This is a genomic window from Sporacetigenium sp. TC11, assembly GCF_058146105.1.
In genome coordinates, this window is sequence record NZ_JBYVNY010000002.1 from 268,244 (window position 1) to 281,731 (window position 13,488).

The following is a 13,488-nucleotide window of genomic DNA, read 5'->3' on the forward strand; positions in this document are numbered from 1 at the left end:
GGACGAATATGGATATCAAAGAATACGATAAGTGGGTTGACTATGTAGAAAATAACGGGTTTAAGTTACTTGATATAATAATAGAAATGTTAAGAGACTATAATAGTTGGAATAGTAGATTAATGACATCAAGATGGGTGGCTAGATGGGGTAATCTAGACGCTAGTTTAGAAATCATGGAAGATACCTTAGAATCTCTAATGAAAGAATACAAAGCAAATGAATACTATAATTATGAAAGTTTTATAGAACAAAAAATATGGGCATTAAAAGATGCCTCAAGGCTATATTGGAAACTTTATAAAGATGATAAAAAAGCATTAGATTATATAAATGAAGCTTTAGAGCTTTTAGAAGAAGTTGATTTTTCTTTAGATTTTATTGTTAGGGGAAAGGTATATGAAACCAAGTGGCAAATTCTTTTGCAATTAGGTAGTGAAGATGAAGTTATAAAAGATATAGAGAATGTTATTACTAAGTACAAATATGCTGACTTATATAAAGAAAGTTATTTATATTATAGTTATTTCACCAAAGCTGAGATAGAAAAGAAAAAAGGCAATATAGAAAAAGGATTAGATTACTTAAAAGAGTCACTAAGTTATTTTCCTCTAGAACAAAGAAAAGATGGATTAGAAAAATTAGATATTATATGGGAAAATAGACACAATGATTACGAGAAATCATATGCTGAGATGACTAAATTAACACATTTTGAGGTGGCATGGGAATTAAAATAAAAAATGGCACATTAGGTATCTAATGTGCCATAATATCTTTTACATAAGTTTTGAATAAAATTCAACTACTAAATGGTCATCAATTTCAATCGGTACTTCATTTCTATCTGGATATCTTACTAGAGTCCCAGCAAAATTGTCTTTATCCTTGCTGAAATAAGGCAAAATGGAAGATAATTGTGAAATGAAGTTGTCCTTGAATATCTCAATATCTTTTGACTTTTTACTTAAAGAAATAATATCACCGATTCTTATTTCATAAGATGGTCTATCAACTTTTTTACCGTTTACTAGAATATGACCGTGAACTACCATTTGTCTTGCTTGTCTTATAGAAGACGCAATACCGAGTCTATAAACTAAGTTGTCTAATCTACACTCTAATCTTTTAATTAGAGCGTATCCTGTTTGGTCTTTATCGTTAATCGCCGATTGGACATATCTTTTAAATTGTTTTTCTAATACGCCGTAATAAGCTCTAAGTCTTTGTTTTTCAAGTAGTTGTTTTCCGTATGATGAAAGCTTTTTATCTCCTCTTGAAGTACCATTAGTCGCTCTGTTCATAGCTTTTGGGTGGCCGTATACATTTAACCCTAAGCTTCTAGATAATTTAAATCTAGGTTGTCTCATTGTTGCCATAATACTCATCTCCACTTTAAAAAAATTGCCGCGATAATTTAAAGCCGATACAAGTATATAATAGCATATTATAGAATTGATGTAAATGATAATTACTATCAAGAATAAAAATACTTTATATAGATAAAAAGCAAAGCAAAATAGCGTCTATAATAAAGATTCATCATAGACGTTATTTGTATAATTTATTTTATAAAGAAGTTTCTCTTAATTCTAAACCTTTATTTCTCTCAGTTAGATGTCTAATAGACCATTCATTTTGGAATAATAACACTGGACTTCCATTTTTATCTTCAACTAATACTGTATCCATTGTTATTGAAAAATTATCAGGCTTAAAAGTATCAGCTTCAATCCAACGTATATGACGGTAAGGTAGTTTTTGTATTGTCATATCAACTCCATATTCATTCTTTAGACGATATTCTAAAACTTCGAATTGAAGAACTCCAACTACTCCTACAATAAGCTCTTCCATACCATAATGAGGCTGTTTGTATACCTGTATAGCACCTTCTTCTGATAATTGTTGAAGTCCCTTTAAGAATTGTTTTCTCTTAAGAGAGTTCATTGTAGATACCCTTGCAAAATGCTCAGGAGCAAATTGTGGTATACCAGTGTATTCTAAATTTGATTGATTTTGAGATAATGTATCACCAATATTAAATATTCCAGGATCGTGTATACCTATAATATCACCAGGGTAAGCTGTATCTACTATAACACGGTCTTGTGCTACAAACTGTTGAGGTTGTGCAAGTTTAACCTTCTTATTTTTCTGTACATGGGTTACAGCCATACCTTTTTCGAATTTACCAGAGCAGATTCTTAAAAATGCAATTCTATCTCTATGAGCTTTATCCATATTTGCTTGAATTTTAAATATAAATCCTGAGAAGTTGTTTGACTCAGGGTCAATATCACCTAAATTACTGCTACGAGGTCTAGGAGGTGGTGTTATTTCTAGGAATGACTCTAAGAATGGTTCAACACCAAAGTTAGTAAGTGCACTTCCAAAGAATACAGGTGTTAATTCACCATTTAGTATTTCCTCTAAATCGAAACTATCTCCAGCAATATCCAAAAGTTCAATATCATTAAGTAGTTGCCCATGAAGAGCATCTCCTAATAAATCATTGAATTTTTCATCTGATATATCTCCAGTTGTAGATTTTGCAATGGCTTGTCCATGTTTACCATCACTAAATAGTTCAACTTGATTTTTATGACGGTTAAAAACGCCTTTGAAATCTTTACCAGAACCAATTGGCCAGTTTACTGGACAAGAGCGAATTCCTAGGACATTTTCAATATCTTCAAGTAGTTCAAATGGATCCTTTCCTTGACGGTCCATTTTATTAATGAAAGTAAAAATTGGTATTCCTCTCATTTTACAAACATGGAATAGTTTTTTTGTTTGATCCTCAACACCTTTAGCAGAGTCAATAACCATTACTGCACTGTCTGCTGCCATAAGAGTTCTATAAGTGTCTTCACTGAAATCTTGATGCCCTGGAGTATCAAGGATATTTATACAAAAGTTATTATATTCAAATTGAAGAACACTTGATGTAACAGATATACCTCTTTGCTTTTCAATTTCCATCCAGTCAGATACTGCATGCTTTTGAGATCTTCTTGATTTAACAGATCCTGCTGCATGAATAGCACCACCATATAATAGAAACTTTTCAGTTAATGTAGTTTTTCCTGCATCGGGATGGGAAATGATTGCAAAGGTTCTTCTTCTTTTAACCTCATCATTAAAACTTAAATTCTGTTCTGTCATTTTTATCACCCTTTATTTTAATTTTATAATTATTCAAATATAAAAAAAGCTCTAACCTTATTGATGTTATAACTTTATTGGGCAACTGTCAATATCTGAGCCAACTAAATATATCTAATAATGTAATAGACAAACTATAAAATTCATATTCTTAAATAAGAAAAAATTTTAAAATACCTTTTTACTGTGGAGGGGAAATATGATTAAAGAAGTATATAAAGCGAAAGACTTCGATGAAGTACTGAATATACTTGATGTTAAAAAATCAAGGGCAAAAGTAATAGCAGGTGGAACTGACTTAATTATTGATATTAGAAATAATAAATTTAACGAAGAAATTTTAATTGATATCAGCGACATAGAAAAACTTAAGATTATAAAAGACGAAGATAATACAATAAAAATAGGTGCATGTACAACACTTAACGACATTATAAACTCTGATAAAATTAGTAGCAATTTACATGGATTAAAAAATGCATCAAGCCTTGTAGGTTCCCCACAAATAAGAAGCAGAGCAACTATAGGTGGAAATATATGCAATGCTTCTCCAAGTGCTGATTTAATACCACCACTATTAGCTCTAGAGGCGATGGTATATATACAAAGTAAGAATAATGAAAGAAAAGCATACTTAAAAGATATACTGTTAGATAAAAATCATATTGATTTATCTGCAAATGAAATTTTAACATACATAGAATTTAAAAAACCAAAACAAAATCAAGTATTATCATTTTCAAAGCTGGGATTTAGAAAGGCACTATCCATAGCAAAAATATCAAGTAGTGTTTTGTTAGAAATAGAAGAAAACAAATTTAAAAGTGTAAATATAGCACTAGGTGCCTTAAGTAAAACTGGCATAAGAGAATATGAGGTTGAAAAGTATTTAACTGGAAAAACTGTTGAAGATGAGAATATAAACAAAGCATTAAATATATTACAAAAAAATGTAAGTGAGAACTTAAAAAATAGAAATAGTGGGGAATTTAAATCATATGCGGTTAGAGGGGTATTAAAAGAAGCTATATATGGGGGGATAGATTTATATAAAACTATTAATAAACAGAAAAATTAATTTATAGTTACTATAAAAAATTCGCTTCAAATAGGGGGATATTTATGAAAAATATAAGGCTAAATATAAATGACACTATATACAATGTTGATATAAAAGAAGGGGATAGGCTTATAGACGTACTTAGGGATAAGCTCAAACTAACTGGAACTAAGGAAGGTTGCGGTGAAGGTGAGTGTGGAGCCTGTTCTGTAATTATGGAGGGAGATTTAGTGAATTCTTGCTTAGTACTAGCATTTCAAGCAGAAAATAAAAAAATAACTACTATAGAAGGTGTAAAAGAAGAACATCTTAAAAAGGCATTTATTGATGTAGGAGCTGTTCAATGTGGATTTTGCACACCAGGTATGATACTAAGTGGAAAATCTATACTTGATAAAAATGCTTCTCCAAGTAAGGAAGAAATAAGAGAAGGAATATCGGGCAATTTATGTAGATGTACAGGATATAATAAGATTGTTGATGCTATACACTTAGCATCTAAGATAAGGGGAGAGAACTAATGGAAGTTGTAGGTAAAAATATAAAGAGAATAGATGCTCATGACAAAGTAAGTGGCAGAGCTATTTACCCCCAAGATATATATTTTGAAGATATGCTTTATGGAGAAACTCTAAGATCTAGTAAAGCACATGCCTATATAGATGTGGATATAAAAGACGCTAGTGAACTAGAAGGTGTTGTAAAAATATTTACAGCAAAAGATCTACCTTACAATCATCATGGTGTTGTATTTAAAGACCATGAAGTGTTTTGTGATAAAAAGGTTAGAAGAATAGGAGATGCTATAGCTTTTATTGTGGCAAACTCCAAAGAAGCTGCAAAAAATGCTATAAATCATATAAAAGTAAACTATGAAGAAATAGAAGGGGTATTTGATCCTATAAAAGCTATGGAAGATGATAGCCCTAAAGTACATGACAATAATAGTAATATAGTACATCATTTTAAACTTAGAAATGGCGATGTTGATAAAGCATTTGATGAATGTGATGTAGTAGTTGAAAACGAATATAAAGTTCCTCAAGTTGACCACGCGTTTTTGCAACCTGAAAGTGGAGTAGCAAAACTTGATGAAGAAGGTAATATAGTATTGTACACAGCGACTCAATATCCTCATTTCGACCAAATAGAAGTAGCAGAAGCACTTGAAATAGATAAAGATAAGGTAACGATAATAAACTGTGCAGTTGGAGGTGCATTTGGGGGAAGAGAAGATATTACAATGCAAATACATTTAGCTTTAGCAACTAAAATCTTAAAAAAGCCAGTCAAAACAATCTACTCTAGAGAAGAATCATTTGTAGCCCATTCTAAAAGACATTCAATGATTATGAAATACAAAACCGGAGCAACTAAAGATGGAAAACTAAAAGCATTGAAAGCTACTATAATAGGGGATACAGGTGCTTATGCATCTTGGGCGATAAACGTTTTAAGAAAATCAGGAGTACATGCAACTGGACCATATGAAGTAGAAAATGTTTGTGTAGATAGTTATGCAGTATATACAAACAATCCATTTAGCGGTGCTATGAGAGGATTTGGAGCAACACAGGTGCCAGTAGCCTATGAACAACAAATGGATATATTAGCAAAAAAATTAAATATGGATCCTATAGAATTTAGATTTAAAAATATATTCAAAGTAGGAAGCAAAACAGCTACAAATCAGATATTAAAAGAAAGTATTCCACTTGAAAAATGTATAAAAGAAGTTAGTAAACATATGAATTTTAGCAAAAAAGGAACAGGAATTGGAATAATGTTTTATGGAACTGGATATGGAAATGGATTCCCGGATGTTTCAAATGCAAATGTCAAAATAAATAAAGATGGAAAATTAGAAATATACGTTGGAGCAACTGAAGTTGGTCAAGGAGCAAAAACTATAATGAGCCAAATAGGAGCTGAGGTTTTAAATATTAAAGTTGAAGATGTAATATTTATAAATGAAGATACATCAATAACACCAGACTCTGGAACAGCTGCTGCAAGCCGCCAAACTTATAACACAGGAAATGCCATAAAAATAGCTTGTGAAAAATTAAGAGATGAAATAAGCAATGAATACGATATAAAAAATTGTGATTTAAAAGAAATTTATAAAAACATGGATAAATCACTTTTAAGTAAAGAGGGATCATTTACAGCATACACAACGACAATGGATGAAGAAACTGGAATTGGAAACCCATACTGGCCATATACATTTGGAGCATGTGGAATAGAAGTAGATGTAGATGAAGAAAGTGGAATAGTAAATATAGTAAAAGCAGTAGTAGCACAAGACGTAGGAAAAGCAATAAACCCTCATTTAATAGAAGGGCAAATAGATGGAGGATTCGCAATGGGTGTTGGGTATACTTTGATGGAAGATTTAAACGTTGTAAATGGAGAAATCAAAAACAATAAATTATCCAAATACCTTATACCAACATCATTAGATATAGTTGATTTTAAAAAGATAATAGTAGAAGATGAAGAAAGTTCCGCACCTTTTGGAGCAAAAGGAATAGGAGAGCCCGTTATGGTGTATGTAGCCCCAGCTATTTTAAACGCAATAGCAAGTGCAACTGGAGCTAGAATAAATGAATTACCTGCAACACCTAATAAAATACTCAAAGCAATAAAATCGTCTATATAAATTGGGGGCAAGAATATGAATACTAAAAAACTCATAGATTTAGCAATGAAAAATGAAAGTGCAGATTTAGTTTTTAAAAATGCTAAAATAGTCAATGTATTTTCCCATGAAATAATAAATGCAGATCTAGCAGTACATGATGGAATTATAGTCGGAATAGGGAATTATGATGGAGTTCAAAACATAGACCTAAAAGGCAAATTTATAGTCCCAGGACTTATAGACTCTCATGTTCATATTGAATCTTCAATGGTATCACCAATAGAATTCGCTAAAGCAATAGTACCAAGAGGAACAACTACAATAATAGCAGATCCGCATGAAATAGCAAACGTATGTGGGCTAGATGGTATAGATTATATGCTAAGGGCTAGTGAAAACTTACCATTAGATGTATACCTTATGTTGCCATCTTGTGTACCAGCAACAAATTTTGAAACATCTGGTGCAATATTAAAAGCAAATGATTTAGAAAAATTCATAAATAACCCTAGGGTATTAGGACTTGGAGAGATGATGAATTATCCAGGGGTTATATACAAAGATGAAGAAGTAATAGATAAAATTGACTTAGCTCATAGAAATAATAAATTCATAGATGGTCATGGACCAGAAATGAAAAATGAAGAACTAAATGCATATGTTATAAGTGGAGTAGGAACAGAACATGAGTGTTCAAATGTAGATGAAATGATAGAAAGACTTAGGCTTGGAATGTATATTATGATAAGAGAAGGCTCAGCAGCTAGAAATTTAGAAACTCTAGTAAGAGGAATAAACAATTTTAATTATCAAAGATGTTTATTCTGCACAGACGACAAACATCCGGAAGACATATTAAATAAAGGTCACATAGACCACAATATAAGGCTTTCAATAAAAAATGGGATAGACCCAATAAGTGCTATACAAATGGCAACTATAAACGCAGCTAATTGCTATAACCTAAAAAATATAGGCGCAATAGCTCCAGGATATTATGCCGATATATTAATAGTAGATGATTTAAAAAAATTTAATGTAGAAAAGGTTTATAAAAAAGGCATATTAGTTGGAGAAAATAAAAAGCCTTTATTTAAAGGGAATTATGTAGATAATTCTAAAGTTGTAGATACGATAAACATATTAGACATAAAAAAAGAAAACTTAAGTATAAAACTAAAAGACGATATAGTAAATGTCATAAGATTACTACCGCATAATTTGGTAACAGAAAAAGTAACTAGAAAAGTAGATTTAGAAAACAATGAGTTTAGATACAATGATAAACTTGATATACTAAAACTCGTCGTACTTGAAAGACATAAAAATACTAAAAATATAGGACTTGGATTAGTTGAAAACTTCAAACTTAAAAATGGTGCAATAGCATCAACAATAGCACATGACTCACATAATATAATAGCTGTTGGAGATAATGAAGAAGACATATTAAATGCTATAAAAGAAGTTGAAAATATTGGTGGAGGAATAGCTATTTCATCGCAAAATGAAATATTAGACAGCTTGCCACTTATAATTGGTGGACTTATGAGTGATAAAGATATAGAATATGTAAACTCAAAATTAAATCATATGCTAAGTATAGCATATGATAAATTAAATGTAAGTAAAGAAATTGATCCTTTCATGACACTATCATTCTTGGCACTTCCAGTAATACCTCAGATAAAGCTTACAGATAAAGGACTATTTGATGTAGTGAAATTTGATTTTATAGAACTATAAAAAATTAGTCAAATTTAAAATATTTAAAATATTCAGTTCATATAATGAAGTAAGCTAACTTAAATTATTCACTATATAGTTGCAATATAAGTATAGCAAAAAAATGAGAAGGGGTTTGTGTATATGGAGTTTTTAGAAAGAAGGTTTAAACTCAAGGAACACAATACTAATGTAAAAACTGAAGTATTAGCAGGAATTACAACATTTATGACGATGGCCTATATACTAGTTGTAAACTCTAATATTTTAGGTGATGCAGGAATGGATAAAGGTGCAGTATTTGCAGCTACTGCAATAGCAGCATTTATAGGAACTATGTGTATGGGATTAATGGCAAATTACCCAATAGCACTGGCACCTGGTATGGGACTAAATGCATTCTTTGCTTACTCCGTAGTTATAGCTCTAGGACACACCTGGCAATTTGCTTTATGCGCTGTATTCATCGAAGGTATAATATTTATATTACTAACAGTTACAAACGTCCGTGAAGAAATAATAAACTGTATACCTCCACTTTTAAAACATGCAGTTACAGCGGGTATAGGATTATTTATTGCATTTATAGGCCTTGTCAACACAGGAATAGTAACGCAAGGAGGAGCAATATTAACTCTTGGAAGTATGCATGCGCCTTTAGTATTACTTTCAGTAGTAGGCCTTATAGTAGCAGCAATACTTATGAGTAAAAACGTTAAAGGTGCATTTTTACTATCTATGATAATAACATCAGCTATGGGAATGGTTTTTGGATTAGTAGAACTTCCAAAAGCTATAGTATCAAACATTCCATCTTTAAAACCAATATTTTTACAAGCATTCGCAGTTGAATCATCTCAAATATTTAGCTTTGACATGCTTGTGATAGTATTCACATTCTTATTTGTTGATTTATTCGATACAGTAGGATGTTTGGTAGGGGTAGCATCAAAGGGAGGTCTTTTAAATGAAGATGGAACATTACCTCGCGCAAGAGAAGCTCTACTTGCAGATGCTATAGGAACAACAGCAGGAGCACTTCTTGGAACTTCTACAGTTACTTCTTATGTTGAAAGTTCAGCAGGAATAGCAGAAGGCGGAAGAACAGGTCTTACTGCAGTAACTACAGGATTTTTATTCTTAGCATCTTTATTCTTTGCACCAATATTTACATCGATACCTCCTCAAGCAACAGGGCCAGTTTTAATATTAGTAGGAGTATTAATGGCAAGTTCAGTACTTGAAATAAACTTTAAAGATCCAACAGATGCAATACCTGCATTCTTAACACTTATTATGATGCCACTTGCTTATAGCATAGCTGAAGGTATTATATTTGGTATAATATCTTATACTATACTTAAGCTTGTATGTGGGCAAAAAGAGAAAGTTAATATATCACTCATAATTTTAAGTATATTATTTATACTAAAATTTGTATTCCTATAAGTTAAATAAGTCTCCTTTGATATGAAATATATCAAAGGAGACTTCGCTATGTTATAACTAAAAAGATTCTCATAAAAATTATAAATAAATGGTTAATTAATATATCTTCATGGTATTATAATGATATATTTAATATTAGATGGAAATTATTTTAAATTATTATTATAAATGCGGAGGAATTATTATGGAATTACAACGTTATAGTTACGATTCTTATGTAATAAGAAGACAAGTTTTGAAATTAATTGGAGCAGCTTTTCATATATATAATCCAAATGAAGAATTAGTTTTTTATGTAAATCAAAAGGGATTCAAATTAAAGGAAGATATAAGAGTATTTACAGATGAAACTATGTCACAAGAAGTTATATCTATTAAATCCAGAAATATAATAGATATCTCTGCAACTTATGATGTTATTGATTCAAGTACCAATGAGAAAGTTGGAAGCTTAAGGAGAAAAGGGTTAAAGTCTATTTTAAAAGATGAATGGGTTGTTTTAGATGCTTATGATAATGAAATTGGAAATATAAAAGAAGATAACATTGGACTAGCTCTTTTAAGAAGATTTATAGGCATAATTCCTCAAAGCTTTGTAGGAAAAGTAAATGATAATAAGGCATTTACTCTAAAGCAAAATTTTAACCCATTTGTTCTTAAAATAAACCTTGATTTTTTAAATAATTCTCTAGATAAAAGACTTGGAATAGCAGCAAGTATTTTAATAAGTTCTATTGAAGGAAGACAAGGTTAATAAAAATAAGCTTTAGTATAGAATATAAAAAACGGCTATATTTTTTAAAAATATAGCCGTTTTTTATATTTAACTCTGGGAAAACTAAAATTATTATATCTAAAGAGGTGATAAACATTATAAAAAAATATAAGTATTTTATAATAGCTATATTAGTAATGTTTTTAATACCAATAACTACATCAGGATTTAATGCCAAATATGTAAATACATTAAATATGCAACAAGAAGATTACAGAACTTGTCTTGATAAATGGCTAAAACAAATGAGAGATGTAAAAAGTGAATATCCAATAGATGTAAGTCATCTAAAGACACAAACTGGAGAATATTTTTATAAAGCATTACAAGAACGAGAAAAAGCATTGAACCGCTATAATTGTAATGAAGAAATGATACCTAATGAATATATTGAAATTCATAATAGGGTGCTTAAAATTATAAACGAATACAAAGAAGGAATTAATATTATGGAGCAAGGTATTTTGGCGGGGAGCATGAGTACTGTTGAAGAAGGTGGACATAAAATATTCAATGCAAGTGATTTGTTAGATAAATTAGAAAATGATTTAATGTTAAAACAGCCTCCTTTTTAACAATATAAAAAACCATATAGCATATGCTATATGGTTTTTACATTTAAATTATCTACCTATGAACATTTGTGTCCAGTATAATCTACCATTTGAATCTTTAGCTATACCTACACCTATTTCAGTAAAGCTAGAATTTAAAATATTTTTTCTATGACCATCAGAATTCATCCAAGCAGTCATAACTTCTTGTGGACTTCTTTGACCCATGGCTATGTTTTCGCCTGCAGACCTATAAGTTATACCAAATTGTTTCATCATATCAAAGGGGGAACCGTAAGTTGGTGAATTATGGTCAAAATAACCTTTATTTATCATGTCTTGAGATTTTAAAGTAGCAATCTTAGCTAATTCAGTATTAAACTTAAGAGCACTTAGTCCTCTTGAAGTTCTTTCTTTATTTACAATGTTTAGAACTTCTTGTTGATAAGCGCTAAACTCACCAGCTGTTGGAGTTGTTGCTGTAGTTTCAGGCGTCGGTGTAGGAGCTGGTTCTTGTACTATAGTTGTGTTGTAGTTACTAAATATTTGATTGAAATATTGTTGGAAAGAAGTGTTATAAGTACCTATATTAGTTGTTATATAATATTTTGTTGTTGTATTAGTTAAAGCATCTGCATTATTTGCCATAGGAAGTGCTAGTAATAAACCTAACATAGAATATGCAAATATCTTTTTAGTTCTCTTTATCATAATTATATCCTCCATGTAATCGCCCTTAATTAGTAAATTATTTAACCCTATATGTTAAATTGAGTAATTTATAATTTGTTTTGATTTGTTACAATTTGTAACTTTTCTGTAATGTTATTGTAACTTTTTTGTAACTTTATTGCAACACATAATGTATATTTTTAAAACATGGAATATATTTACATATTAGTGAAATTTAGATATGACAATAGATATAGGCTTTTAGGTAAGACTTATATATTTTTTTATATATTATGAAAAATAATAAGTAAAGAATTAAATAGTAATATAGATACTATTAAGGTATAAATTAATGTACTAAAAATAAAAATATGTTATTATAGGTTAGTATTGTTATACATTTATACCTAGTTATATAGGATTCATATGTTATTTAGGAGGTATTAATAATGTTTCAACTTGATGATTGTATTGGATTTATAACAAATAAAGTTTCCAAAAAAATTGCGGATATTTTTAACGAAAAACTAAGTAAATATGGAATTACTAGAGTGCAGTGGATAGCTCTATATTTTTTAGGAAAACATGAATATATTAACCAAAGTGAGTTAGCTGATAAAATGGATATAAAAAAATCTACGATGGTAAGGCTAATCGACAGGATGGAAAAAGAGGGTTATGTTCAGCGTCAAAAAGATATAAATGATAGAAGAATTACATATATATGTCTAACTGAATTGGGAAAGAAACACAGAGAAGACTTATTGCCTTGTGGTGAAGATTTTAGTAATTTAATTGTTAGAAATATTTCTGAGGAGGAAATGGAAATCTTTAAAAAAGTACTAAATAGGTTAGTTGAAAATACAAAGTTTGATGAATAATTATATTTTTTTTAGAAAATTGTTGATTTATTAAATATTTAATGCTACAATTTTCACAAGGATAGTTGCAGTACTAATAGTTAGCATAGCAACTATTAGTACTGCAATAAATAAAAAGGAGGAATAAAAATGAAAAAAAATCCAAGAGAAATATTAGATGCATTCCTAGGGGGATTACAAGATTTAGGTCAAACTAACGGAGAGCAAGTAAACGCTTTCATGGGGTTGTTGGGGGCAGCATACAAACCTGGAAATCTTGATACAAAAGCTAAAGAATTAATAAGTGTAGCTATAGGTGTTTATAATCGTTGTGAATACTGCATAGTATTCCATGTATATAAAGCTTTAGAGTCAGGAGCTACTCGTGAAGAAATTTTAGAAGCTGCAATGGTATCAGTAGCTTTTGGCGGAGGGCCTGCAATGGCATACAGTGCAACATTATTAAAAGATTCAATTGATGAATTTGAAAAAGACTTTAAATAATACATATAGGTAGTGTAAATAAAAGGCAGACAATACTTGAACTGCCTTTTATTTACGTTAAATGGAGGTAATAT

At 30.2% G+C, this 13,488-nt stretch carries 13 protein-coding genes; 10 read left to right on the forward strand and 3 right to left on the reverse strand.

Features of this window, described 5'->3' with window-relative positions:
- Positions 1–8: 8 nt before the first annotated feature.
- Entirely contained in the window at positions 9–740 is a 732-nt protein-coding gene (locus ACUSRV_RS04245; protein WP_490140677.1) for a hypothetical protein, read from the forward strand.
- 39 nt (positions 741–779) lie between these two features.
- On the opposite strand, the gene rpsD is transcribed toward ACUSRV_RS04245, so the two are convergent.
- Positions 780–1,379, reverse strand: coding sequence for a 30S ribosomal protein S4 (gene rpsD / locus ACUSRV_RS04250; RefSeq protein WP_490140678.1), 600 nt, complete (start codon positions 1,377–1,379; stop codon positions 780–782).
- Positions 1,380–1,569: 190 nt separating this feature from the next.
- Positions 1,570–3,168 (reverse strand): peptide chain release factor 3, encoded by a 1,599-nt coding sequence (locus ACUSRV_RS04255; RefSeq protein ID WP_490140679.1) that lies wholly within the window; start codon positions 3,166–3,168, stop codon positions 1,570–1,572.
- Between the two features lie 199 nt (positions 3,169–3,367).
- On the opposite strand from ACUSRV_RS04255, the gene ACUSRV_RS04260 reads away from it, so the two are divergent.
- From ACUSRV_RS04260 to ACUSRV_RS04290, 7 genes are all read left to right on the forward strand, one after another.
- Positions 3,368–4,246: an FAD binding domain-containing protein gene (locus ACUSRV_RS04260; protein ID WP_490140680.1), complete on the forward strand. Its 879-nt coding sequence runs from the start codon at positions 3,368–3,370 to the stop codon at positions 4,244–4,246.
- 44 nt (positions 4,247–4,290) lie between these two features.
- On the forward strand, positions 4,291–4,749 hold the full coding sequence (locus tag ACUSRV_RS04265; protein ID WP_490140681.1) for a (2Fe-2S)-binding protein: 459 nt from the start codon (positions 4,291–4,293) through the stop codon (positions 4,747–4,749).
- Positions 4,749–6,893: a xanthine dehydrogenase family protein molybdopterin-binding subunit gene (locus tag ACUSRV_RS04270; RefSeq protein ID WP_490140682.1), complete on the forward strand. Its 2,145-nt coding sequence runs from the start codon at positions 4,749–4,751 to the stop codon at positions 6,891–6,893. Before ACUSRV_RS04265 ends, ACUSRV_RS04270 begins: the two co-directional genes overlap by 1 nt.
- Positions 6,894–6,908: 15 nt before the next feature.
- A complete protein-coding gene (gene ade / locus ACUSRV_RS04275) occupies positions 6,909–8,621 on the forward strand; it encodes an adenine deaminase (protein WP_490140683.1) in 1,713 nt (570 codons plus the stop codon).
- Positions 8,622–8,744: 123 nt separating this feature from the next.
- A complete protein-coding gene (locus tag ACUSRV_RS04280) occupies positions 8,745–10,049 on the forward strand; it encodes an NCS2 family permease (RefSeq protein ID WP_490140684.1) in 1,305 nt (434 codons plus the stop codon).
- 184 nt (positions 10,050–10,233) lie between these two features.
- Entirely contained in the window at positions 10,234–10,803 is a 570-nt protein-coding gene (locus ACUSRV_RS04285; protein ID WP_490140685.1) for an LURP-one-related family protein, read from the forward strand.
- Positions 10,804–10,961: 158 nt separating this feature from the next.
- A complete protein-coding gene (locus tag ACUSRV_RS04290; RefSeq protein WP_490140686.1) occupies positions 10,962–11,399 on the forward strand; it encodes a hypothetical protein in 438 nt (145 codons plus the stop codon).
- 48 nt (positions 11,400–11,447) lie between these two features.
- Here ACUSRV_RS04290 and ACUSRV_RS04295 read toward each other — a convergent pair whose 3' ends face one another.
- Complete coding sequence (locus ACUSRV_RS04295) at positions 11,448–12,089, reverse strand: CAP domain-containing protein (RefSeq protein ID WP_490140687.1); 642 nt, start codon at positions 12,087–12,089, stop codon at positions 11,448–11,450.
- Between the two features lie 410 nt (positions 12,090–12,499).
- On the opposite strand from ACUSRV_RS04295, the gene ACUSRV_RS04300 reads away from it, so the two are divergent.
- Both ACUSRV_RS04300 and ACUSRV_RS04305 read left to right on the forward strand, forming a co-directional pair.
- A complete protein-coding gene (locus ACUSRV_RS04300; protein ID WP_490140688.1) occupies positions 12,500–12,931 on the forward strand; it encodes a MarR family winged helix-turn-helix transcriptional regulator in 432 nt (143 codons plus the stop codon).
- 129 nt (positions 12,932–13,060) lie between these two features.
- The gene (locus ACUSRV_RS04305) at positions 13,061–13,414 is read left to right on the forward strand and encodes a carboxymuconolactone decarboxylase family protein (protein WP_490140689.1); all 354 of its coding nucleotides are present in this window, start codon (positions 13,061–13,063) and stop codon (positions 13,412–13,414) included.
- Positions 13,415–13,488 lie beyond the last annotated feature (74 nt).